Genomic DNA, 24,363 nt, shown 5'->3' with positions numbered 1-24,363 from the left:
GCGGGCGGTTAACCGCGCTTTTTAACGATCACCGATCCAACAGAATAGCCCGCCCCGAAAGAGCAGATCAGCCCCGTGTCCCCGTCTTGCAGGTCATTGGAATTCTTCGCAAAAGCGATGATCGACCCAGCGGAGGAGGTATTGGCGTAGTCTTGCAGAATGTTGGGCTGTTCGCCCAGCTCAGGCTCCCGTCCCAGCACCTTGCGCCCGATGAAATCGTTCATCGACTTGTTCGCCTGATGCAGCCAAATGCGTTTAAGGTCGTCGGACTCCAGCCCATTGTCGGCCATATGCCCGCCGATATGGTCGGCCACCATGGGCAACACTTCCTTAAACACTTTGCGCCCATTCTGCATGAACTGCATGTCGCGTCGGTCGCTCAGCCCGTCAGGGCGGGACCGGCGGAGGAAGCCATTGTTGTTTCGGATGTTGTTAGAATACTCAGTCGCGCAGCGGGTAGAGATGACATCGAAACAGGGGCCTTCGACATCTTCGGCACGCTCCAGCAGTGTGGCGGTCGCGACATCGCCAAAGATGAAATGGCAATCCCGGTCGCGCCATTCGAGGTGGGCCGAACAAATTTCCGGGTTCACCACCAAGGCAGAGCGGATGGAGCCGGAGCGGATCATATCAGCCGCCGCCTGAATGCCGAATGTGGCCGAAGAACAGGCCACGTTCATGTCGAAGGCAAAACCCTTCACGCCCAGAAGCTCTTGAATTTCGATGGCCACGGCGGGGTAGGCGCGCTCAAGATTGGAAGCCGCGCAGATCACCGCATCCACGTCATCGGCTGTCTTTCCAGCGGCAGCGAGCGCTTTTTGCGCAGCATCAACCGCCATTTCCGCCATTAGGGAGGGTTCCTCATCCGCGCGCTGGCGCAGCAGGGGGTGCATAACATTGGGGTCCAGCACGCCGGATTTGTCCATGACATAGCGCTGCTCAATGCCGCTGGCTTTGACGATGAACTCTTCCGAGGAATGCGCCTTGGCCTCTAGGGTGCCAGCCTCAATCGCCTCGGCATTCTCGGCGTTGTAGAGGTCGGCATAGGCGTTGAAGGCTTCGACCAGTTCGGCGTTGGTGATGGTCTGCTGAGGCGTGAAAACGCCCGTGCCGGTGATGGCGGCTTGATACATCGGTGTGATCCCTTTCTCTCCAACGGCGTGGCTGGTCTACTAAAGCTGAGCAGCCCCGGTGGAATTGCAAGGGGCCGTTGTCATGGTCGGCGCACTCTGATGCAGGGGCAGCAAGGTGCAGGTTTCATACTTTAGCGAAACCGCGCGGGACTTGCCACGGCTTTGAGGTGGCAGGCGTGTGAATGCCGCTACAGTCGAAAAATTTGATCGCCTAGGGCGATACGCGCTGGCTTGACTATGCAACCGCCAGGGCGCAGTGATCGCTCGTTAGCAATCATTAATTGAACGAGAACAGACAGATTTTTTTAAGGGCGGCGGCCATTTCGGCGCGTGATTTACAGGTCCATCAATGACGGATACCGCAGCCTAGAGCACAGAATTTGCTCACGAATTCAACCTCCGAAAAAGAGAGGTGTCATGAGGCGCAAAGTTATTAGTCGAATGTTTTTCGATCGGGTGAAGCGTTTTTCCAAGGACGAGGCCGGCGGGATGCTGGTCCTTATGTTGGTCGTGTTTTTTGGCATTACGATCTTTGGCGGTCTGGCCGTGGATCTGGCGAACCACGAGCGGACGCGGACCACATTTCAGACCCACCTCGACAACGCCGTGCTGGCCGCGGCCAGCCTGTCGCAAAACCTCGACCCCGAAGAGGTCGTGCGCAGCTACCTGACGTCTGCGGGGCTTGACCCCTCCGAGGTGGCGATCGACACGAGCGAAGAAAAGATCGGCGGCATTTTGGTGGGGCGCACGGTCGAAGCCTCGCTTCCCGCCGGGCTGAACACCTATTTCTTTCGATTTTTCGACATCGACACGCTTGGCATGACGATCACGTCAGAGGCGACCGAGCGGGTGGAAGATATCGAGATTTCGCTCGTGCTCGACGTGTCGGGGTCGATGGGGGAGGAGACCAGCGACCGAACCGGGATTAAGCTGACCCTGCTTAAGCGCGCGGCCATCGATTTCGTGGAGACAATCCTAAGCGATTCCGAAGAGGGGCGTGTGTCGATTTCGATTGTTCCCTATTCGACGAAGGTTAACGCAGGGGAGGCTCTGCTGGGCCAATATGCAGCAACCACAGAGCATAACTATTCGCATTGCATAGATTTTGACGCGAATGATTACGGCTCCTTATCGATCGATCCCGACCAACAGATCCAGCGGACCGGACACTTTCAGTTCCAGAGCATGTCGACTTCTGATCGGGATCGTGGCCAGTGGGTTTGCCGTAAAGACGGGGGCTTTGCGATCACGCCACTGTCGGACTCGGTATCGGTACTGAGATCGCAAATTCTTGCCTTGACCGCCGAAGGGTCAACGTCGATCGATGTTGGTGCGAAATGGGGGTTGGCATTGCTTGACCCCTCCGCGCAAGAGCCAGTGAACGGATTGATCAACGCCGGTTTGGTGGAACCTGAGTTCCAAGGCCGTCCACATCCGCATGGCGCTGAGAACAGCATGAAAGTACTGGTGCTGATGACGGATGGTGAGAACTATCCGGAATATCGACTTGAGCCCGAATATGCATCTGGCGAGTCCGACGTTATCCGCACTGATTACGGTTCGGTCGTGTTTTATACAGCGGATTCGGCGGAACGCTCAAACGAGTACGACGGGGATAATTCCTATCCCGAAGCCTACTTTTACGCGACCCATCCTTGGGGGTCCGACCGGATGTGGCATGACACCACACTGCTTAATCATCCTAGTTTAGAGAAATATAAGAGTCAGGGAGAGGAAGAGTGGCTCGACTGGCCCGAGGTTTGGGCAGAGATGTCCCCCTACTACTACGGATATAATCTCTATGGTCGGCGGCGATCGGTGACCTGGTGGGGCGGATCGCAGGTTTGGAGCTCCCTTGCGAGCAGCTTCTGGGCCAACATGCATAACACAATCAGTGCGAGCGAGAAGGACCGGCGGCTGCGTCAAATCTGCGGTGTCGCGAATACCGCTGGGGTCGTGGTCTATTCCATCGGCATGGATGTCGACAGTACCAACTCACTCAACCTCCTGAAAGATTGCGCCTCATCCGAGGCCCATTATTTCGACGTTCAGGGTTTGGAAATCCAAACCGCATTCGACATGATCGCCGCGTCCATCTCTATGCTGAGGCTGACGAAATGATACGCTTTCTCAAAGACCGCTTTCGCCGGTCCGAGGCGGGCGGGGTCACCGTCGAGTTCGTCATCCTGTTGCCGCTGGTCTTTTACTTCTTCTTCCTCGCGCTTGAGACCGGTCTGTGGAGCGCGCGTGAGATCATGCTGCGCCGGGCTACCAATTTGGCCGTGCGGGACGTGCGTCTGGCGACCGGCGCCACGCCGGGCTATGATGCGATGAAGGCGCTGATTTGCGAGCGTTCGGTCTTTGATGCGGGCTGCCTAGAAAATATCCGGATCGAGATGCGCGCCATGCCGATTGCCGATTGGGCCGACTTGGGCGGGCCTGCACCTTGCGTGGACCGGGACGAAGATTTCGACCCGGCAAACGGCTTTCTGCCCGGCCAGCAGAACAATCTGATGATGATGCGGGTGTGTCGACTTTTTGAGCCGCTTTTGCCGGGGACCGGTTTGGGCCGTCAACTGCCCGAAGGGTCCGACGGGCAATACGGCGTGCGGGTCACCACCGCTTTCGTAACGGAGCCACGCGGATGAGGGCGATTTCTTTAAAGCGTTTTTTCCAGTCCGAAGAGGGCAGCCAGACGATTGCCTTCTTGGTGCTGCTGCCTTTGCTGGTTTGGTCGATCATGGCGATGCTGACCTTCACGGATGCCTTTCGGGTGCGCGGGATGGCGACCGATGCCACCGCCGTCATCGCCGACAGCCTGTCGCGCCAGACGACGCCAATCACCGCCGCTGACCTATTGGGGCTGCAATCGGTCGCAGAGCAGCTCACCGGGTATGAGGTTTCTTTGCGGATCACTCAGGTGCGCTGCATTCTGGACTGTGACAGTCTGGGCCGTCGGATCCTCGCGGTGGATTTCTCGCAGGGGATCGGTCTGGACAGCCTGCTTGATCTCGACTTTATCGCTGGTCTCTCGCGTGAGCGCGTGCCGCTGATGGCCGATGGCGACCGTCTTGTGCTGGTTGAGACAAGTTTTACCCACGAACCGATTGCGCAGATTGGCTTGGAAGCCAAAGAGGTCAGCGTGTCGCACGCCACAAGAATGCGGTTCGCGCCCCAGCTTTGCTGGATCAGGTGCATCATCAGCTAAGCGGGCACTGCCCCGCTTGGAAAAAAGGGGCTGCCCAATGGGCAGCCCCGATTTCTTACCCTTGAAGCGCTTTCACACCGATTGCATCCTCGGCCTGCGCCTTGATCGCCAGTGCCGCGGCATGGGCACCTGCGGCGGTAGTGAAGTAGGGGATCTTGTCGTAAAGCGCGATGGAGCGGATCGACTTGCTGTCTTCGACCGCCTGCGCGCCTTCCGTGGTATTCATCACCAGATGCACATCGCCGTTTTTCATCATGTCGGTGATGTCAGGGCGTCCCTCGTAGACCTTGTTCACCACATCGCAGGTATGGCCATTGGCGGTGAGCCATTCCGCGGTGCCACGGGTGCCGATCAGGGTAAAGCCTTGGTCCAGCAGGATTTCCGCGGCCTCCAGCATATTTTGGCCCTTGTCGGCATCCTTGACCGAGAGGAAGGCACAGCCGTTGCGCGGCAGTGGGTTGCCAGCGCCCATCTGCGCCTTGAGGAAGGCGCGGGGGAAGTCGCGGTCCCAGCCCATGACCTCGCCGGTGGAGCGCATTTCCGGCCCCAAAAGCGTGTCGACGCCGGGGAAACGGGCGAAGGGCAGAACCGCTTCTTTGACCGAGAACCACGGCATATTCGGGTCGGCCAATGTCATCGGATCGCCCAGCGGAAGGGTGTCTTCATATGCGGCCTGATCGGGGTAGGGCGGGCGCTGCGGGAAGTTGCTGAGCGGCTCCCCAGCCATGATCCGCGCGGCGATGGAAGCAATGGCGCTGTCCGTCGCCTTGGCCACGAAGGGCACGGTGCGCGAGGCGCGGGGGTTGACCTCAATGAGGTAAATCTCGCCGTCTTTCACTGCGAACTGGATGTTCATCAGGCCCACGACGTTAAGCGCCTTTGCCAGCGCGCGGGTCTGCTCTTCGACCTCTGCTATGATTTCGCGCGGGAGCGAGTAGGGCGGCAGGGAGCAGGCGCTGTCGCCGGAGTGAACGCCCGCCTCTTCGATATGCTGCATGATGCCCGCGACATGGACATTCTCGCCGTCGCAAAGGGCGTCGACATCCAGTTCCACCGCGCCCGACAGGTAGCTGTCGAGCAACACCGGGCTGTCGCCGGACACGACCACCGCATTGGTGATGTAGCGCTCAAGGCTGGCCTGATCGCGGACGATCTCCATCGCGCGGCCACCCAGAACGTAGGAGGGGCGGATCACCAGCGGAAAGCCGATTTCCTTGGCGATTTCCATCGCTTCGGCGTCGGAATGGGCGATGCCGTTGTGTGGTTGTTTCAGGCCAAGGTTCAGCACAAGCTGCTGGAAACGCTCGCGGTCTTCGGCCAGATCGATCATGTCGGGCGTGGTGCCAAGGATCGGGATGCCGGCCTCTTGCAGGCCATTGGCAAGCTTCAAGGGGGTCTGGCCGCCGAACTGAACGATGACGCCGTGCAGCGTGCCGTTCTCCTGCTCGACGCGCAGGATTTCCATCACGTGTTCAAAGGTCAGCGGCTCAAAGTACAGGCGATCCGAGGTGTCATAGTCGGTCGAGACCGTCTCGGGGTTGCAGTTGACCATGATGGTCTCATAGCCCGCGTCGGTGAGCGCATAGCAGGCGTGGCAGCAGCAGTAGTCAAACTCGATGCCTTGGCCGATGCGGTTCGGGCCACCGCCGAGGATGACGACCTTCTTGCGGTCTGATGGCCGCGCTTCGCATTCCGCCTCGCCCATGAGCGGGCTTTCGTAGGTGGAGTACATATAGGGGGTCTGCGCTTCGAATTCGGCGGCGCAGGTGTCGATGCGTTTGAAGACGGCTTTGACGCCGAGAGCCAGTCGCGCGTCGCGAACCTGCGCTTCGCGGCTATCGGTCAGCATGGCGAGCCGGGCATCGGTGAAGCCCATCATTTTCAACTCGCGGAAGGTATCGGCATCATCGGGCAGGCCGCTGGCGCGGATGCCCTCTTCGGCTTCGATGATCTCGCGGATCCGGACAAGGAACCACGGGTCGAACATGGTATGCGCATGCAGATCGTCGTCGGACATGCCGTGACGCATCGCCTGCGCAATGGTGCGCATCCGGTCGGGCGTGGGCGCCGACACGGCTTTGATCAGCGCCGCCATATTCTCTGGCGCGTCGCCGGGCAGGTCGCTGTTGAGACCGCTGATGGCCACTTCGTCAAAGCCGGTGAGGCCCGATTCCATCGACGCCAGCGCCTTTTGCAGGCTTTCATGGATGGTGCGGCCGATGGCCATGGTCTCGCCCACCGATTTCATCGCGGTGGTGAGGTAAGGCTCGGCTCCGGGGAATTTCTCAAAGGCGAATTTGGGGATCTTGGTGACCACATAGTCGATGGTCGGCTCGAAAGACGCGGGCGTGACGCCGGTGATGTCGTTGTCGAGCTCGTCCAGCGTAAAGCCCACGGCAAGCTTCGCCGCGATCTTGGCGATGGGGAAGCCGGTCGCCTTGGACGCCAGCGCCGAGGAGCGCGACACACGCGGGTTCATCTCGATCACGACCATGCGGCCATCGGCGGGGTTCACGGCCCATTGCACGTTGGAGCCACCGGTCTCCACCCCGATCTCGCGCAGCACGGCGATGGAGTGGTTGCGCATGATCTGGTATTCTTTGTCCGTGAGCGTCAGGGCCGGGGCCACGGTGATGCTGTCGCCGGTATGCACGCCCATCGGGTCGATGTTCTCGATCGAGCAGACGATGATCGCATTGTCGGCGGTGTCGCGCACCACCTCCATCTCGTATTCCTTCCAGCCCAGCAGCGACTCATCGACGAGGATCTGGCCCATCGGCGAGGCGTCCATGCCCGAGCGGCAGTAGAATTCGTAGTCTTCGCGATTGTAGGCCACGCCGCCGCCGGTGCCGCCCATGGTAAAGGCGGGGCGGATGATCGCGGGCAGGCCGACGTATTCCAGCGCCTCGAGGGCAAGGTTCACGCCAGCGGCGAGGTCCTTCTTGCCGTCGGCGCGTTTGGGCGCGGTGACGATGGTGGCCTTGGGGTTTTCGATGCCCAAACGGTCCATCGCCTCGCGGAAGAGTTTGCGGTCTTCGGCCATCTCGATGGCCTCGCGCTTGGCCCCGATCATCTCGACGCCGAATTTCTCAAGCACGCCCATCTCTTCGAGCGCGAGCGAGGTGTTCAGCCCGGTCTGGCCGCCCATGGTGGGCAGCAGCGCGTCGGGGCGTTCTTTTTCGATGATTTTGGCGACGATCTCGGGTGTGATGGGCTCGATATAGGTGGCATCGGCAAGGCCCGGATCGGTCATGATCGTGGCCGGGTTGGAGTTGACGAGGATGACGCGGTAGCCTTCCTCTTTCAGCGCTTTACAGGCTTGTGCGCCGGAATAGTCGAACTCGCAGGCTTGTCCGATGACAATCGGCCCCGCACCAATGATCATGATCGACTGGATGTCGGTACGTTTCGGCATGGCGGCCCCCTAAATTTGCAAATTGTCCTGCCTTATAGGGATGGCGGCACGGGCTGCAAGGGGGGAATGGCTTTGACGGCCCCATAAATAAGGGCGGGGCCGTCTGTTCAACCCTTGCGGGCGCTGTGCTGGGGCGATCTGGCGGGGCGGATGGGGTCAGCCCACAGGCGCGCCGCCTTCGGCGTTTAGAAAAATGCGCAGCGTCGCCTCGAACTCGCGCGGTTTTTCCGCATGGAGCCAATGCCCCGCTCCGGGAATCTTGGCAAAGCGTGCTTGCGGGAACAGCGCCTTGATCGGCTCGCGGTGTTCGGGCTGGACATAGTCCGAGGCCCCCCCCGAGAGGAACAGGGTCGGCCCCGCGAATTGCCCGCTCACATCATCGGGCCAGCCGATGATCTTGGGCATCTCAGCCTCTAGCGCGTCGAGGTTCAGCCGCCAGCGCTTGCCGGGCAGGTCGAGCGATTGGGTGAAAAAGCTCTGCAAAGCGCGCTCTACCCCGGCTGTGGCCAGTTGCGCTTCGGCGTCCGAGCGGCGTTCGATCTGGGTGAGGTCCACGCCGCGCATGGCGTCGATGAACATCTGCTGTGTGTGCCCGTAGGTGACAGGGGCGATATCGGCAACGATCATCCGCCGCAGCAAATCGGGCCGGGTCAGCGCCAGCATCATCACCGCCTTGCCGCCCATGGAGTGGCCGCAGATGTCCACCGGACCGCCCAGATGGGTGATCGCCTCGGCCAGATCCTGCGCCATCTCGGGATAGCTATGGCTGTCATGATGAGGGCTGCTGCCGTGGTTGCGCATGTCCACCGTGACGACGTGGCGATTGTCGGAAAGACGTTTCGCGATGACGCCCCAGTTGCGGCCAGAGCCATAGAGGCCATGAACGATAAACAGGGACGGACGGTCAGCGTTGGCTTCGCCATATTCAGTGTAATTCAACATGCGGTCAAATTACAGGCATTGCAGCCCGGGGACCAGAGCGATTAGATGCGCGCATGATTGACCGCCAAGATTTCAACACCCGCGCCGAGGCGCTGCGCCCCGTGTTCGAGGATCGGCTGCGCATCAAAGCCCGCGATCTGCGCGAGGCGTTTCACCGCGCGGGGCCGGAACTGCCGCGCGGCATTCGCGGCGATGGGGTGTTGCTGAGCAAGACCGAACATCTGGTCGCCAACCCTCATATCGCTCGTCAGTTGGAGGATGCCCCGGTTTGGGCGGCCTTCAACCGGGTCACGGCCCATTTGCGTGAGATCGACCCCAAGGCCCGGCGGCGCGGGATCATTCTGGATCGCTTGGCTGGGGTGGCCTTTAACATCCTCGTGGTTTTCGTGGGCTTCGTGATCTGGCTTTGGTGGCGCGGCTACGTTTAAGCCGCCGCGCCCAAGAGCTCAGGCCGGGTCGTAATCCGCGTCCGTTACCTTTTCCATCCATTCGACAGCCTCGCCGACCTGTGCCTCTTGCAGGGCGATATGGGTCATCGCGCTGTCGGGCGCGGCGCCGTGCCAGTGTTTCTCTCCGGGGCCGAACCAAACGACATCGCCTTTGTTAAGCGTTTGCACCGGGCTGCCTTCGGTCTGTGCGCGGCCGGTGCCTTCGGTGACGATTAGGGTCTGGCCCAGAGGGTGGACATGCCACGCCGTGCGCGCGCCGGGCTGAAAGGTCACCGTCACCCCGCGCAGGCGGGCGGGGGCCGGGGCAGAGATCAGCGGGGCCATCTCGACCTCTCCGGTGAAGTAATCTTCGGGGCCGGGCTCAGAGGGGCGGCTGCCTTTGGGGTGAATGATCATGCGGTTCTCCTTTGCAGAAGAATGTGGCGCGGGGCGGGGGGATCGGCAAGGGGAAGCGTAACAATGCATCAGAGGGCAGCGCCGGTCCGCGGGTGGGCATCGCAACCGCGCCAAGACCACTTTATTTCTCAAGTTTGATGTGGGGGTGATCTGACGTGCTTCGTCGCAGAAGCGCCCGCCCATGGGGCGGTCGGGCGCTGCCCGGCGGCGCAGGGCGCCTTGATTCCGGGCAAAGGAATTCTTTAGAAAAAGGCCCCCGCATCGCTGCGAGGGCCCAATTGCTTACAGGTTCGGATACATCGGGAAACGCTGGCACAGCGCTTCGACTTCGGCGGCGACTTTCGCCTCAACCTCGGCATTGCCATCCGCACCATTAGCCGCCAGCCCGTCGACCACTTCGATGATCCAATCGGCGATCTGGCGGAACTCGGCCTCAGCAAAGCCGCGCGTCGTGCCCGCAGGCGAGCCTAGACGGATGCCGCTCGTCACCATTGGCTTTTCCGGGTCAAAGGGCACTCCGTTCTTGTTGCAGGTGATATGCGCCCGGCCCAGAGCCTTCTCGGTGTCGTTGCCTTTCACGCCTTTCGGGCGCAGATCGACCAGCACCACATGGGTGTCGGTGCCATGGGTTACGGTGTCGAGGCCACCTTTGATCAACTGATCCGACAGCGCCTGCGCGTTGGCGATGACCTGCTTGGCGTAGGCTTTGAACTCGGGGCGCTGCGCTTCGCCAAAGGCCACAGCCTTGGCCGCGATCACATGCATCAGAGGGCCGCCCTGAATGCCGGGGAAGATGGCGGAGTTGATCTTCTTCGAGATCGCTTCGTCATTGGTCAGGATCATGCCGCCGCGCGGGCCGCGCAGGGTTTTGTGGGTGGTGGTCGTCGCCACATGCGCATGGGGGAAGGGGGAGGGATGCTCACCCGCCGCCACGAGCCCGGCGAAATGCGCCATGTCGACCAGCAGGTAGGCGCCCACGCTGTCGGCAATCTCGCGCATTTTGGCAAAGTCGATCTGACGCGGAATGGCGGAGCCGCCGGCGATGATCATCTTGGGCTTATGCTCAGCCGCCAGTTCGGCGACTTGGTCGTAATCCAGCAGGTTGTCCTGTTTGCGTACACCGTATTGCACGGCGTTGAACCATTTGCCCGACTGGTTCGGCTTGGCCCCGTGGGTCAGGTGGCCCCCGGCATCAAGGCTCATCCCCAGAATGGTGTCACCGGGTTGCAGCAGCGCGGTGAAGACGCCCTGGTTCGCTTGGCTGCCGGAGTTCGGCTGGACGTTGGCGAAAGCGCAATCGAACAGCGCGCAGGCGCGTTCAATGGCAAGGTTCTCGGCCACGTCGACATGCTCGCATCCGCCATAGTAGCGACGGCCCGGATAGCCTTCGGCGTATTTGTTGGTCATGATGCTGCCCTGCGCCTCAAGCACCGCAGCAGAGACGATGTTCTCGCTGGCGATCAACTCGATCTCGTCGCGCTGGCGGCCCAGTTCGGCATCAATCGCAGCGGCGAGGGCCGGGTCGGAATCAGCAAGAGATTTGGTGAAGAAATCGGACATCAGGGGATCCTCATTGGGGCTGGTTTCGCGTGTTGCCTATCGGAAACGCGGGCCGAGGTGAAGGCTGTAAACCGACAGGTTGCAAGATATGTGCGTCAACACTGGTGGCGCGCGGAATAATGTGATTGTTTTGGCCCCAAACGCCGATGATCGGAAACTTCGCCGGGATGAGCCTGCTGACATGTCCTTAAAGATCGCTTTTGTGGCCAGCCGGGCCAGCGTGGCCCAAACGGCGCGGGCCGCTTTGATCGGGCGCTATGGTGACGTGCCACTGCGTCAGGCCGAGGTGATCGTGGCGCTCGGGGGTGACGGTTTCATGCTGCACACGCTGCACAGCACCCAAGACATGGACGCACCCGTCTATGGGATGAACCGGGGCACCATCGGCTTTTTGATGAACGCCTACCGCGAGGGCGATCTGCAAGCGCGGCTGGCGGCGGCGGAAGAGGCGGTGATTAACCCTCTGGTCATGCGCGCCACCCATATCGATGGGACCATCTCGACCGCGCTTGCGATCAATGAGGTGTCCTTGCTGCGTGCAGGGCCGCAGGCGGCCAAGCTGCGCATCACGATAGACGGGCGGCAGCGGATGGAGGAGCTTGTCTGCGACGGGGCGCTGGTGGCGACGCCTGCGGGCTCCACCGCTTATAACTACTCCGCGCATGGGCCGATCCTACCGATTGGGTCGGATGTGCTGGCCTTGACCCCAATTGCGGCCTTTCGCCCACGCCGCTGGCGCGGGGCGTTGCTGCCGAAACGGGCGACGGTGCGCTTTGACGTGCAAGAGCCGCAAAAACGCCCTGTGATGGCGGATGCCGACGGGCAATCGCACCGCGATGTGACCACGGTTGAGGTCTCTTCGGATCCAAGCGTGAGCCATCGGATCCTCTTCGATCCCGGTCATGGATTGGAAGAGCGGTTGATCTCGGAACAGTTCAACTAACGGCGCCCGTCACTGCAGCCTTGCAGACGGCGTCTTTCCGCCTCTGTGCTCCTCGGGCAGGGAACCCTGACTTCGCGCCAGCGTTGTACCTGCAAGAGCGGGACGTCCCCGCATCTTCGCAGCCTATGAAAGGAGACCTGACATGAATTGGGACCGTATCGAAGGCAATTGGAAACAGATGACCGGCGCGGTGAAATCGCAATGGGGCGATCTGACCGACGACGAAATCGCCGAAGCCCGTGGCAACCGCGAGCAGTTGGTGGGTAAGATTCAAGAACGCTATGGCATCGCCAAAGATGAGGCCGAGCGTCAAGTCGATGACTTCGCTGCGAAATACTGATTTTCGTAGCGTGCATTAAAAAAAGGCGACCCCCTCGGGGGTCGCCTTTTGCGTTTCAGGAGAGGCTCAGGCCTCGTGCCAAGCGCGGTCGCCCTTGTCGTCTTTCACGCGGGTCGGCAGGCCGATGTCATCCAGCAGGCCGAACAGCGGTTTCGGGTCCAGTTCTTCGACATTGACCATGGTGCCGCCATCATAGGTGCCGTCGGCGATCAGCATCGCAAAGGCCACGGGCGGCACGCCTGCGGTGTAGGAAATGCCTTGGCTGCCGACCTCGTTATAGGCGTCCTTGTGATCGGCGACGTTGTAGACGAAAACCTCAACCTCTTCGCCGTCCTTCACGCCCTTCACCAGATCACCGATGCAGGTTTTACCGGTGTAGTTCGGCGCAAGGCTCGACGGATCGGGGAGTACGGCCTTCACCACTTTCAGCGGCACGACTTCCAGCCCTTCGGCGGTGGTCACGGGCTGTTCGGAGAGCAAGCCGAGGTTTTGCAGAACGGTGAAGACATTGATGTAATGATCGCCAAAACCCATCCAGAAACGCACGTCGGCTTGGGGGTAGTTCGCGGCCAGCGAATGCACCTCATCATGGCCCGACATATAGGCTTTCTGCTTGCCGACCACGGGCAGATCCCATTCGCGGCCCACCTCGAACATCTTGTTCTCTTTCCATTCGCCTTCTTGCCAGCTGTAGACCGTGCCGGTGAATTCGCGGAAGTTGATCTCAGGGTCGAAGTTGGTCGAGAAGTACTTGCCGTGGTCGCCTGCGTTGATGTCGACGATGTCGATGGATTTGACCTCGTCCATGAACTCATCAACCGCGAAACGCGCGAAGGCGTTAACCATGCCGGGATCGAAGCCAGCGCCAAGAATCGCGGTCACGCCCGCCTCGGCGCAGGCCTCGCGGCGCTTCCATTCGTAGTTGCCATACCACGGCGGTGTCTCGCAGATCTCGGTCGGGTCTTCGTGGATCGCGGTGTCGATATAGGCGGCGCCGGTCTGGATGCAGGCCTCAAGCACCGTCATGTTGACGAAGGGGGAACCCACGTTGATCACGATCTGACAGCCGGTCTCATTGATCAGGGCGGCCACGGCATCGGTGTCCATCCCGTCGACGGCATGCGCCTTGAACACGCCGTCCCGCTTCATCGCGCCTTTCTCATGCACGCTGGCGATGATCGCCTCGCATTTCGAAACCGTGCGGCTGGCGATGTGAAGATCACCCAAACGATCATTATTCTGCGCGCATTTATGCGCCACAACCTGTGCGACGCCGCCCGCGCCGATGATAAGAACATTGCGTTTCATAGTGTTGACCTCTTTCTTGTCACGACAGGGCGGCGGCGAAATCGTCATAGTCGAAATCGCGCACCATTCGGGTGGTTCCGTCCAACTCGCGGATCGCGATGCCGGGCATCTTGACGCCGTTGAACCAGTTTTTCTTGACCATCGTGTAGCCAGCAGCGTCTTGGAACGAGAGCCGGTCACCGGCTTTCAGCGGCGCATCAAAGCGGAACTCGCCAAAGATATCGCCCGCAAGGCAGGATTTGCCGCAGATCATCCATTCGTGGTCGCCTGTGTCGGGCGCGATCTTGGCCGGTTCGCGGTAGATCAGCAGGTCGAGCATATGCGCCTCAATGGAGCTGTCGACGATGGCAAGGTTTTTGCCGTTGTGCATCGTGTCGAGCACGGTAACCTCCAGCGTCGCCGCCCCGGTAATCGCGGCCTCGCCCGGCTCCAGATAGACCTGCACGCCAAAGGCTTCGGCGAAGGATTTCAGCCGCAGCGCCAGATCATCAAGCGGGTAGTCCGCGCCCGTGAAATGGATGCCGCCACCGAGGCTGATCCAGTCCATCTTGTGCAGCACAGCGCCAAAGCGGTCTTCGATCAGGGTCAGCATCTCGTCGAACCGCTCGAAACTGTCGTTTTCGCAGTTGTTGTGGAACATCAGCCCGGTGATCCGGTCTGCCACGGCGTCAATCGCCGCCGGGTCATGCTCGCCCAGACGGCTGAAAGGGCGGGCGGGGTCGGCAAGGTCAAACTCCGAGGTCGAGACGCCGGGGTTCGCCCGCAGGCCGCGGATGTGGCCCGAAGACTGCGTGTCGAACTTGTCGAGCTGGCCGATGGAATTGAAGATGATCTTGTCAGCGTGGCCCAGCACCTCGTCGATCTCATGCTCGGCATAGGCCACCGAATAGGCATGGGTCTCACCGGGGAATTTCTCGGCCCCGAGCCGCACCTCATAGAGCGAAGAGGAGGTCGAGCCGTCCATATACTCCGACATGAAATCGAAAACCGACCATGTGGCGAAACACTTCAGCGCCAGCAGGCAACGCGCGCCCGAGAGGGCACGCAGGCGGGCGATCTTCTCCATATTGTCGCGGAGATTGGCCTTGTCGATCAGGTAATAGGGTGTCTGCACGTCGAAAACCTTTCTGCGCGGCCGGAGGGCTAGCTCCGGGAGGGAAAAGACCCACTGAATGTGCTGTCGTGGTTGGCCCCGCTTGGAGGCATTTCCGGTGGCGCTTCGCATATTTCGCGCAAGCAACGCAATTGTAAAAAACGCGCGGGCTGGACGGCACGCGCGTTTCCTTGGGTCTGAGTTTAGCGCCAGCCCTGCAAAGGTCCACCGCCATGGAGTTGATTGGTTACGACTGCGGGTAGCCGATGCCTTTCAGCGCGTCGCGGATTTCGTCCAAAATCGCCGGGTCGTCGATGGTTGCGGGCGGCTTGAAATCTTCTCCATCCGCGATTTTTACGATGGTCGCGCGGAGGATCTTGCCCGAGCGGGTTTTGGGTAGGCGGTCCACCACCACGGCCTGTTTGAAGGCGGCGACGGGGCCGATCTGATCGCGCATCCGGGTGACGCATTCGGCTACAATTTCCTCATGCGGGCGGTCGACGCCTTTGGTGAGGCACAAGAAACCAACGGGCGACTGGCCCTTAAGCTCGTCGCTCACCCCCACAACGGCGCATTCGGCCACATCGGGGTGACCGGCCAAGACCTCTTCCATCGCGCCGGTCGACAGCCGGTGGCCCGCGACGTTGATCACGTCATCGGTGCGCGCCATGATCCAGACATAGCCGTCCTCATCAATCCGCCCCGCATCGCCAGTCTCATAATAGCCGGGGAAGGTGGCGAGGTAGGATTTGCGAAAGCGGTCTTCGGCGTTCCAAAGCCCCGGCAGGGTGCCGGGGGGCAGGGGCAGTTTGATGGCGATGGCGCCCAACTCTCCGGCGGGCAGGGGGTCGCCGCGCTCATCCAGAATTTGCACGTCATAGCCCGGCATCGGCACGGTGGGCGAGCCGACCTTGACCGGCAGCGCCTCAAGCCCCGCCGGGTTGCCGACGATGGTATAGCCGGTCTCGGTCTGCCACCAGTGATCGTAGACCGGCTTGCCCAGTTTCTCCTGCGCCCATTCCACGGTATCCGGATCGGCCCGTTCCCCCGCGAGGTAAAGCGCACGCAGGCTTGACAGGTCGTATTTCTTAATCTCCTCGCCATCCGGGTCTTCGCGCTTCACGGCGCGGATCGCGGTGGGGGCGGTAAAGAAGCTCGACACGCCATGCTCTTCGATCACCCGCCAGAAGGTGCCGGCATCGGGGGTGCCTACGGGTTTGCCTTCGAACACAACGGTGGTGTTGCCCGCAATCAGCGGCGCGTAGCAGATGTAGCTGTGGCCCACGACCCAGCCCACGTCTGATGCGGCCCAGAACACCTCCCCGGGTTCGACGTTATAGATGTTTTTCATCGTCCAGTTCAGCGCCACCAGATGCCCCGCGGTGGGCCGCACCACGCCTTTGGGCGCCCGGTAGTGCCAGAGGTATAGAGGATATAGGCCGGGTGGTTCCCCTCCACGGGCACGCATGGGGCCGGGCGCACGCCGTCTTGGGAGGCGTACCAGTCGATGTCCCGCTCGGGGTTCAACTCACAGGGTTTCTGGCCGCGTTGCAGGATGATGCAGGTGTCGGGCTTGTGTGTGGCCTGTTCGATGGCCCCGTCCAGTAGGGGTTTGTAATCGACCACGCGCGATGGCTCAACCCCGCAAGAGGCGGCGATGATCGCCTTGGGTTTGCAGTCGTCGATCCGCACCGCCAGCTCGCTTGAGGCAAAACCGCCAAAGACCACTGAATGGATCGCGCCAATCCGTGCGCAGGCCAGCATCGCTTCAACCGCTTCGGGGACCATGGGCATATAGATCACCACGCGGTCGCCTTTCTCGACCCCTTGGGCCACCAGCGCCCCGGCGAGCGAGGCAACATGGGCCTGCAACTCGCTATACGTCAGGGTCGATTTGTTGCCGGTGATCGGGCTGTCATAGATGATCGCCACGCGCTTGCCATTGCCCTGTTCAACATGGCGGTCCACAGCGTTGTAGCAGGTGTTTACACTGGCATCCGCAAACCACTCATAGATATGGTCGCCCCGGTCATACAGCGCGCGCCTCGGCGCGATGTCCCAGTCGATCGCCTCGGCCTGCTCCAGCCAATAGGCTTCCGGATCGGCCTGCCAGCGGTCGTAGGTGTCGCGGTATCCCATGGTGTTCCTCCTCCTGTTGCACTGTGCGGCAAACCCGCGGGCCGGGTATAGCTGTACTTGCGCGCAAATATTTCCAGCCACTCTGGCCGCTTAGAAAGATTTCGGCAAGCGGATCACTATTGTTCCTGTCAGTTGCGGCGCGTCATGCTAGATTGCCTCGAAACCCTATTTCTTTTGGAGCCTGCCCACATGCGTCTCGCCCTTTCTCTGCCCCTTGCTTCCTGCCTCGCCATGGTTGCCGCGCTGCCGGTGGCGGCGCAGGACCGTTCGTTCAACTTCGCCCTGCGCGGCGGGGTGGGGGCGGCACCGGATTATCCGGGCGCCAGCAGCTATCGCGCGACGCCGGATTTGGCCTTTACCTTTGGTTCGCTCGAGTGGGGCGGGCGCAAGATCGGCACCAACATCGGCGAAGCGCCCAAGACCGGTTTCGGCTTTACCGGCGCGTTCCGCTATCTGGGCGAGCGTGACAGTTCCGATCACCCCGAACTGGCGGGGCTTGAGGACATCGATGCGGCGGTCGAACTGGGCTTTGGCGTGGTCTACCGCGAGGTGAACTGGCAGGTCTTCGGCAAAGTGCGCCAAGGGTTTGGCGGGCATGAAGGCGTGACCGGCGACATCGGCGCTGACGTGATTTTCCGCCCCGATGAGCGTTGGACCATCACCGCAGGCCCGCGTTTCAGCCTTGGCAATGACACCTATGCCGACACTTATTTCGGCGTCGACACGGCCACACCGACCTTGGCGGCCTATGAGGCCGAAGGCGGTCTGCTGGGGGCGGGCGTCGAAGTGCAAGCGACCTACCGTCTGGACGAGGCATGGGCGCTTGAAGGGGCCGTGGCCTATCAACGTCTGCTGAATGACGCCGCCGACAGCCCGATCACGCAGGCCGGTTCTGATGATCAATGGACCATGCGCATCGGTGTCAGCCGCGCGTTCAACTGGCGGTTCTAAGCGACATTGCGCCGCCTCTCGGGGCGGCGCGCCTTTTGCGACATCTTGGTCGAAAACGGATCAGTTTGCGGCAAGGATTTTTGTCATGGTGAAGCTAGGCGCGGCATAATGCCAGCGCCCCTCGCATGACAAAGGGCCCGAACATGGGTGACAAAATCGGCAACAAGAAGAAGCAAGCCAAGGCCGCGGCAAAACCCGCCGCCAAGGCCCCGTCCTCCGTCGCGGACATCAAGCCCGCCACGCCCCGTAAATAAGCAAACGCCCGAACACGCAGCGCCGTCCCCCGAAGGGGGCGGCGTTTTGTTTGGGGCCTTAGCCGTAATGCGCGACCGGGGTGCCCGCGATGGCGCCCACGTTAAGCAGCCCGCGCGCGGTGATCGAGGGCGAGACAATATGCGCCCGGTTGCCCATCCCCATTAGGATCGGCCCGACCTCAAGCCCATCGCCCTTCATTTTCAGGATGTTGCGCACACCCGAGGCCGCGTCGGCATGGGCGAAGACCAGCACATTGGCGGCCCCTTCCATCCGGTTGCAAGGCAACAGCCGCGCGCGCAACTCGGCGTCAAGCGCGGTGTCGATGTTCATCTCGCCTTCATAGACGAAATCATGGTCGCCTGCGTCGAGGATTTGCAGCGCCGCGCGCAGGCGCTTGCCGGACCCTTCGCCCTGATTGCCAAACTGGCTTTGCGAACAAAGCGCGACTTTCGGCTCGATCCCAAAGCGCCGCACGTGGCGGGCAGCCCCGATGGCGATCTCGGCGATCTGTTCGGGGGTGGGGTGCAGGTTCACTTGGGTGTCCGCGATGAACAGCGGCCCGTCTTCGAGAATCATCATCGAGAGCGCGCCATGCGGGCGGAAACCGTCGCGGCCCAGCACTTGATTGACGTAGTTCAGATGCCAGCCAAATTCGCCAAAGGTGCCGCAGATCAGACTGTCGGCCTCTCCGCGGTGCACCATGACCGCGCCGATGGCGGTGGTGTTTGTGCGCATGATGGCGCGGGCGATGTCGGGGCTGACGCCGCGGCGGCACATCAGGCTGTGATAGGTCTCCCAATAGTCGCGGTAGCGGGGGTCGTTCTCGGGGTTCACCAGATCGACGTTTTGGCCCAGTTGCAGGTTCAACCCGGCCTTTTCGATGCGCCGTTCGATCACTTCGGGGCGGCCAATCAAAATGGGCCGTTCCACCGTTTCTTCGATGATCGCTTGGGCGGCGCGCAGCACGCGTTCGTCCTCGCCCTCGGCAAAGACCAGACGGCGGGGGGAGGAGCGGGCGGATTCAAAAACCGGGCGCATAATCAGCGCCGATTTGAACACCGACCCGTCGAGTTTGCGTTTGTAGGCGTCGAGGTCTTCGATGGGCCGCGCCGCCACGCCCGTCTCCATCGCGGCCTTGGCCACGGCGGAAGAGACCACGCCGATGAGGCGCGGATCAAAGGGTTTCGGGATCAGGTATTCCGCGCCAAAGGTCAGCTGTTCGCCCTGATAGGCCGCTGCCGCCTCCGCACTCGTCGTGGCGCGGGCGAGGGCGGCGATGCCGTCGATACAGGCGATCTTCATCTCGTCGTTAATCGTGGTCGCGCCCACATCCAACGCACCGCGAAAGATGAAGGGGAAGCAAAGCACGTTGTTGACCTGATTGGGAAAATCGCTGCGCCCGGTGGCGATGATCGCGTCGGGTGCCACAGCGCGGGCCAGATCGGGCAGAATTTCGGGCGTCGGGTTCGCCAGCGCAAAGATGATCGGGCGTTTGGCCATCTTCGCGACCATTTCAGGCGACAGCACGCCGGGGCCCGACAGGCCAAGGAAAAGGTCCGCCCCGTCGATCACATCGTCCAGCGTGCGCAGGTCGGACTTCTGCGCATATTCCGCTTTGCTGGGGTTCATGTCCTCGGTCCGGCCCTCATAGACCAGCCCGTTGATGTCACACAGCCAGACGTTTTCGCGCTTTACACCCAGTTTCAGCAGCATGTTGAGGCAGGCGATCCCCGCCGCCCCGCCACCGGTCGAGACGATCTTGATGTCCTCGAACTTCTTACCCACCACATGCAGCGCGTTTTTCGCTGCCGCGCCGACGACGATGGCGGTGCCGTGTTGGTCATCGTGGAAGACGGGGATGTTCATCCGCTCGCGGCAGATTTTCTCGACAACGAAACAATCCGGGGCTTTGATGTCTTCGAGGTTGATCGCGCCAAAACTCGGCTCCATCGCGCAGACGATCTCGGCCAGCTTTTCGGGGTCTGATTGATCCAGCTCGATGTCGAAACAGTCGATATTGGCGAACTTCTTGAAGAGCACGGCCTTGCCCTCCATCACCGGTTTGGAGGCCAGCGCGCCGATATTGCCCAGCCCTAACACCGCAGTGCCATTGGTGACCACGGCCACCAGATTGCCGCGCGAGGTATAGCGGGCGGCAGTATCCGGGTCGTTCTTGATCTCGATACAAGCCTCGGCCACGCCGGGCGAATAGGCGCGTGCCAGATCGCGGCCATTGGCCAGCGGTTTGGTCGCGCGGACCTCCAGCTTACCGGGCCGGGGGTGTTCGTGGTAGTCCAATGCTGCTTGGCGCAAGGTGGGGGTGTCGGACATCGTTCATGCTCCTCCCGAATAATGGTTTAGCGTTAAACTAATTTTTGCGCGCAAGCAAAGCGGCATTTGAGCGGGTCGGTTCTGGCGGCGGGTGGCTTTGCCCCAGCGTCGTGCTTGCGGGCCATTTTACGCAGGCTTTAAGAGGCAATTAAGGGGACATGTGGTTTTGCATCGCACAGGGCGGGGCAATTTTCTATAGTCCGGGAAAAGGGGAGAGCCTAATGACTGATTTGCGCGAAGCGGCTGTGATGGTGCGGGAAAATGCCCATGCGCCCTATTCGAATTTCAAGGTCGGCGCGGCGATCCGCACGGCCTCGGGCGCGGTATTCAGCGGCTGCAATGTCGAAAACGTCGCCTACCCGCAGGGCACCTGCGCCGAGGCAGGCGCGATTGCCGCCATGGTGGCGGCGGGCGAGCGTGAGATCGCCGAGGTCTATGTCGTGGCAGGCAGCGATATGCCGGTGACGCCCTGCGGCGGCTGCCGCCAGAAACTCGCGGAATTCTCAGGCGGGGATGTATCCGTGACCATGGCGACCGTGGCGGGCAAGGAACAGCAGACCACCATGGGCGACTTGCTGCCGGGGGCCTTTGGCGCTGCCCATTTGCAGGGTTAACCACATGAGCGCGCGGGATATTCTGGCGCGGCTGCGCCATGGTGAGGCATTGGATACAGAGGCCCTGACTTGGATGGCCGGGGCGCTGGCCGATGGCCGGGTCAGCGATGCGCAGGCCGGGGCCTTTGCCATGGGCATCTGCCTTAACGGGTTGGACCAGCCGGGCCGCGTGGCGCTGACCCTTGCGATGCGCGATTCGGGGCAGGTGTTGGACTGGGACTTGGACGGTCCCGTCCTCGACAAACATTCCACTGGCGGCGTCGGCGACTGCGTGTCGCTGATCCTCGCCCCCGCGCTGGCCGCCTGCGGGGCCTATGTGCCGATGATCTCAGGCCGGGGTTTGGGGCACACGGGCGGCACGCTGGATAAGCTAGAGGCGATCCCCGGCGTTAGCACGCAGTTGGAAGAGGCGCAGTTTCGCGCGGTCGTGCGGGACGTGGGCTGCGCCATCGTCAGCGCCAGCGGCGACATCGCCCCGGCGGACCGGCGGCTTTATGCGGTGCGGGATGTGACTTCGACCGTGGATTCGCTCGACCTGATCACCGCCTCGATCCTGTCAAAAAAGCTCGCCGCCGGGCTGGATGGGCTGGTGCTGGACGTGAAGGTCGGCTCGGGCGCTTTCATGAAGGAGCTCGCGCAGGCGCGTGCCTTGGCCGAAGCGCTGAGCGGCACCGCCACGGCGGCGGGTTGCCCCACGACGGCCGTGATCAGCGACATGAACCAGCCGCTGGTGCCGAGTCTTGGCAACGCGCTTGAGGTGGCCGAGGTGATGCGGGTGCTCACCGGGGCGGTGACGGGGCCGATCCTTGATGTGACGGGCGCATTGGGCGGTGGGCTTCTTGCCAACGGCGGTTTGGCCGCGACGGCTGAGGCCGGAGCCCGCGCCCTGCGCGCGGCGGTCGCCGATGGCCGCGCATTGGAGCATTTCACCCAAATGCTGAGCGCCATGGGCGCGCCCGCCGATTTCGCCGAAAACTGGGAGCGCATCCTGCCCAAAGCCCCCGTGGTCCGCGCGGTCCCCGCGCCGCGCGGCGGTATTGTCTGCGCGATCGACGGCGCGGCACTCGGCATGGCGGTGGTCAATCTCGGGGGAGGCCGGGTGGTCGAGGCGGACCAGATCGACCCGGCAGTGGGCCTGTCGGAAGTGCTGCGTTTGGGCGATGAAGTCCGTGCGGGTCAGCCCTTGGCACTGATCCATGCGGCGGGGGGCGCGGCGGCGGATGCGGCAGAGGCGGCGGTTCTGGCGGCGATCACGCTTGGTGACAGGGCGGTTGAAACGCCGGATTTGATCTTGGAAAGGATCGACTGATGGGACGTGCATTCTTGGTCGTGATCGACTCCGTGGGCATCGGCGGCGCGCCGGACGCGGGGGAGTTCTTTAACGGCAATCTGCCCGATACCGGGGCCAACACGCTGGGCCATATCGCGCAGGCCTGTGCGGCTGGTAAGGCAGAAGAGGGACGCAGCGGGCCGCTTGCGCTGCCCAATCTTGACCGCTTGGGTCTTGGCGCTGCGCTGAAGCTCGCCAGCGGGATGGAGGCGCCGGGTTTGGGGGCGACACCAGAGGGCCTCTGGGGGGCTGCGACGGAGGTTTCGCAGGGCAAAGACACTCCCTCCGGCCATTGGGAATTGGCCGGGCTGCCGGTGCCATGGGCTTGGCATTACTTCCCCGATGAGACCCCCGCCTTTCCCGCAGACCTGACCGCAGAGGTCGCGCGGCTGGCGGGCACCGATGGGATCTTGGGCAATTGTCACGCATCTGGCACCGCCATCATCGAACGGCTGGGGGCAGAGCATTGCGAAAGTGGCTGGCCGATCTGCTATACCTCCGCCGACAGCGTTTTCCAGATCGCCGCCCATGAAGAGACCTTTGGCCTCGACCGCCTGCTAAAACTTTGCCAAGACATCGCACCGCGCCTGCATGAGATGAAGGTGGGCCGTGTCATCGCGCGGCCCTTCACCGGCGAACCGGGCGCATTCCAGCGCACCGCGAACCGGCGCGACTATGCCATCACGCCGCCCAAACCGATGCTGACCAATTGGGTGCAAAACGCCGGGGGGCGGGTCTATGCGGTGGGCAAGATCGGCGACATCTTTACCATGCAAGGCATCGATGAGCTGCGCAAAGGGCCGGATGCCAAGCTGATGGAACACCTGCATGATCTGGTGGATGAGGCCGAAGACGGCAGCCTGACCTTTGCCAATTTCGTGGAGTTCGACAGCCTTTATGGTCACCGCCGCGATGTGTCGGGCTATGCCCGCGCGTTGGAGTGGTTCGACGGTGAGATCGGCAAGGTGATCGCGGCGCTGCGGGACGGTGACATGCTGGTCGTGACGGCGGATCATGGCAATGATCCCACTTGGGCGGGCAGCGATCACACCCGCGAAAGGGTGCCGCTGCTGGTCGCCGGGACCGGGGCAGGGGAACTGGGTCAGATCGGCTTTACCGATGTCGCAGCCCTCGTCGCCGGGCATCTGGGGGTAAAGGTGCCAGCCTAGCCGCGCAGCCTTTGCTTGCGAGCGGGGCGCTTGTGCGGCTAGAAGCGAGGCAAATAAAGGAGCCTGCCGCATGACCGATACCCCCAATCATCTGACCATCGTTGACCACCCGCTGGTGCAGCACAAGCTGACCATCATGCGCGACAAAACCACTTCGACCGCCGCTTTCCGGCAGTTGCTGCGCGAGATCAGCCAGCTTTTGGCCTATGAGGTGACGCGCGGCCTGCCGATGACGACCAAACGGGTCGAGACCCCGATGCAGGAGATGGACGCGCCAACGCTCGACGGCAAAAAGCTTGCGCTGATCTCGATCCTGCGGGCGGGCAACGGGCTGATGGACGGGGTGCTGGAGCTAATCCCCTCGGCCCGGGTCGGTTTTGTCGGTCTGTATCGTGACGAAGAGACACTTCAGCCGGTGCAATATTACTTCAAGGTGCCCGAAGGGCTGGATGATCGTCTGGTGATCGCTGTGGACCCGATGCTCGCCACCGGCAACTCCTCGGTCGCGGCGATTGATCTGCTGAAACAGGCGGGCGCCACCAACATCATCTTCCTTTGTCTGCTCGCCTCGCCCGAAGGTGTGGCCACGATGAAGGCCGCGCATCCGGACGTGCGCATCGTCACGGCCTCGCTGGATGAGGCGCTGAACGAGAAGGGCTATATCATTCCGGGTCTGGGCGACGCGGGCGACCGGATGTTCGGCACAAAGTGATCCGGTAAGTTTCGCTAATCAGCGCGTGGTGCTTTACTCAGCCCGCGCGCTGATGCATCGTTCTACTAGATAGTG

General features: G+C 61.9%; 20 protein-coding genes and 1 pseudogene. 12 read left to right on the top strand and 9 right to left on the bottom strand.

Features of this window, described 5'->3' with window-relative positions; translation table 11 throughout:
• Nucleotides 1-8: 8 nt before the first annotated feature.
• Nucleotides 9-1,133, bottom strand: a complete 1,125-nt coding sequence (locus tag O4H31_RS14210; RefSeq protein WP_269346803.1) for a beta-ketoacyl-ACP synthase III — start codon at nt 1,131-1,133, stop codon at nt 9-11.
• Nucleotides 1,134-1,550: 417 nt separating this feature from the next.
• Here O4H31_RS14210 and O4H31_RS14205 point away from each other — a divergent pair, with 417 nt between their 5' ends.
• From O4H31_RS14205 to O4H31_RS14195, 3 genes are read left to right on the top strand one after another with little or no spacing between them, the layout of a single operon-like run.
• Nucleotides 1,551-3,254, top strand: a complete 1,704-nt coding sequence (locus tag O4H31_RS14205; RefSeq protein WP_269346802.1) for a TadE/TadG family type IV pilus assembly protein — start codon at nt 1,551-1,553, stop codon at nt 3,252-3,254.
• Nucleotides 3,251-3,781, top strand: coding sequence for a TadE/TadG family type IV pilus assembly protein (locus O4H31_RS14200; RefSeq protein ID WP_067631235.1), 531 nt, complete (start codon nt 3,251-3,253; stop codon nt 3,779-3,781). The genes O4H31_RS14205 and O4H31_RS14200 overlap by 4 nt, the downstream gene beginning before the upstream one ends.
• On the top strand, nt 3,778-4,341 hold the full coding sequence (locus tag O4H31_RS14195; RefSeq protein WP_269346795.1) for a TadE/TadG family type IV pilus assembly protein: 564 nt from the start codon (nt 3,778-3,780) through the stop codon (nt 4,339-4,341). Before O4H31_RS14200 ends, O4H31_RS14195 begins: the two co-directional genes overlap by 4 nt.
• A gap of 55 nt (nt 4,342-4,396) precedes the next feature.
• On the opposite strand, the gene carB is transcribed toward O4H31_RS14195, so the two are convergent.
• Nucleotides 4,397-7,756, bottom strand: coding sequence for a carbamoyl-phosphate synthase large subunit (gene carB / locus O4H31_RS14190; RefSeq protein ID WP_269346792.1), 3,360 nt, complete (start codon nt 7,754-7,756; stop codon nt 4,397-4,399).
• Between the two features lie 156 nt (nt 7,757-7,912).
• Entirely contained in the window at nt 7,913-8,698 is a 786-nt protein-coding gene (locus O4H31_RS14185) for an alpha/beta fold hydrolase (protein ID WP_269346791.1), read from the bottom strand.
• 53 nt (nt 8,699-8,751) lie between these two features.
• Between O4H31_RS14185 and O4H31_RS14180 the strand changes: the two genes are divergently transcribed.
• Complete coding sequence (locus O4H31_RS14180; RefSeq protein ID WP_269346790.1) at nt 8,752-9,126, top strand: hypothetical protein; 375 nt, start codon at nt 8,752-8,754, stop codon at nt 9,124-9,126.
• An 18-nt stretch (nt 9,127-9,144) separates the two neighbouring features.
• Here O4H31_RS14180 and O4H31_RS14175 read toward each other — a convergent pair whose 3' ends face one another.
• Together O4H31_RS14175 and glyA are read right to left on the bottom strand one after the other, a co-directional pair.
• Nucleotides 9,145-9,543, bottom strand: coding sequence for a cupin domain-containing protein (locus O4H31_RS14175; RefSeq protein WP_067916484.1), 399 nt, complete (start codon nt 9,541-9,543; stop codon nt 9,145-9,147).
• Nucleotides 9,544-9,825: 282 nt separating this feature from the next.
• Nucleotides 9,826-11,103, bottom strand: a complete 1,278-nt coding sequence (glyA, locus tag O4H31_RS14170) for a serine hydroxymethyltransferase (RefSeq protein WP_269346786.1) — start codon at nt 11,101-11,103, stop codon at nt 9,826-9,828.
• 181 nt (nt 11,104-11,284) lie between these two features.
• On the opposite strand from glyA, the gene O4H31_RS14165 reads away from it, so the two are divergent.
• Nucleotides 11,285-12,046 (top strand): NAD kinase, encoded by a 762-nt coding sequence (locus O4H31_RS14165; protein WP_067267283.1) that lies wholly within the window; start codon nt 11,285-11,287, stop codon nt 12,044-12,046.
• A 142-nt stretch (nt 12,047-12,188) separates the two neighbouring features.
• Nucleotides 12,189-12,386, top strand: a complete 198-nt coding sequence (locus tag O4H31_RS14160; protein WP_269346784.1) for a CsbD family protein — start codon at nt 12,189-12,191, stop codon at nt 12,384-12,386.
• Nucleotides 12,387-12,452: 66 nt separating this feature from the next.
• Here O4H31_RS14160 and O4H31_RS14155 read toward each other — a convergent pair whose 3' ends face one another.
• The 3 genes and pseudogenes from O4H31_RS14155 to O4H31_RS14145 all read right to left on the bottom strand — a co-directional run bounded on the left by O4H31_RS14155 (nt 12,453) and on the right by O4H31_RS14145 (nt 16,926).
• A complete protein-coding gene (locus O4H31_RS14155) occupies nt 12,453-13,694 on the bottom strand; it encodes a saccharopine dehydrogenase family protein (RefSeq protein WP_269346783.1) in 1,242 nt (413 codons plus the stop codon).
• 19 nt (nt 13,695-13,713) lie between these two features.
• Nucleotides 13,714-14,808: a carboxynorspermidine decarboxylase gene (locus O4H31_RS14150; RefSeq protein WP_269346782.1), complete on the bottom strand. Its 1,095-nt coding sequence runs from the start codon at nt 14,806-14,808 to the stop codon at nt 13,714-13,716.
• Nucleotides 14,809-15,034: 226 nt separating this feature from the next.
• Nucleotides 15,035-16,926 (bottom strand): annotated as a pseudogene (locus O4H31_RS14145) (propionyl-CoA synthetase).
• 189 nt (nt 16,927-17,115) lie between these two features.
• On the opposite strand from O4H31_RS14145, the gene O4H31_RS14140 reads away from it, so the two are divergent.
• Nucleotides 17,116-17,877, top strand: a complete 762-nt coding sequence (locus O4H31_RS14140; RefSeq protein WP_082849434.1) for a MipA/OmpV family protein — start codon at nt 17,116-17,118, stop codon at nt 17,875-17,877.
• 143 nt (nt 17,878-18,020) lie between these two features.
• Nucleotides 18,021-18,131 (top strand): malic enzyme, encoded by a 111-nt coding sequence (locus tag O4H31_RS14135; protein WP_067267274.1) that lies wholly within the window; start codon nt 18,021-18,023, stop codon nt 18,129-18,131.
• A 58-nt stretch (nt 18,132-18,189) separates the two neighbouring features.
• On the opposite strand, the gene O4H31_RS14130 is transcribed toward O4H31_RS14135, so the two are convergent.
• Nucleotides 18,190-20,463 (bottom strand): NADP-dependent malic enzyme, encoded by a 2,274-nt coding sequence (locus tag O4H31_RS14130; protein ID WP_269346780.1) that lies wholly within the window; start codon nt 20,461-20,463, stop codon nt 18,190-18,192.
• Between the two features lie 221 nt (nt 20,464-20,684).
• On the opposite strand from O4H31_RS14130, the gene O4H31_RS14125 reads away from it, so the two are divergent.
• From O4H31_RS14125 to upp, 4 genes are all read left to right on the top strand, one after another.
• Nucleotides 20,685-21,077 carry a cytidine deaminase gene (locus tag O4H31_RS14125; protein ID WP_269346778.1) on the top strand — a complete coding sequence of 131 codons (393 nt, stop codon included), beginning with the start codon at nt 20,685-20,687 and terminating at the stop codon, nt 21,075-21,077.
• 4 nt (nt 21,078-21,081) lie between these two features.
• Nucleotides 21,082-22,386: a thymidine phosphorylase gene (locus O4H31_RS14120; protein WP_269346776.1), complete on the top strand. Its 1,305-nt coding sequence runs from the start codon at nt 21,082-21,084 to the stop codon at nt 22,384-22,386.
• On the top strand, nt 22,386-23,576 hold the full coding sequence (locus O4H31_RS14115; protein ID WP_269346774.1) for a phosphopentomutase: 1,191 nt from the start codon (nt 22,386-22,388) through the stop codon (nt 23,574-23,576). The genes O4H31_RS14120 and O4H31_RS14115 overlap by 1 nt, the downstream gene beginning before the upstream one ends.
• 70 nt (nt 23,577-23,646) lie before the next feature.
• Entirely contained in the window at nt 23,647-24,288 is a 642-nt protein-coding gene (upp, locus tag O4H31_RS14110; RefSeq protein WP_067937453.1) for a uracil phosphoribosyltransferase, read from the top strand.
• Nucleotides 24,289-24,363: the final 75 nt, after the last annotated feature.

It is taken from the genome of Sulfitobacter dubius (assembly GCF_027214245.1).
GTDB lineage: Bacteria > Pseudomonadota > Alphaproteobacteria > Rhodobacterales > Rhodobacteraceae > Sulfitobacter > Sulfitobacter dubius_A.
Note: the sequence above shows the minus strand (reverse complement) of the source record. Positions and strands in the feature narration are given on the sequence as shown.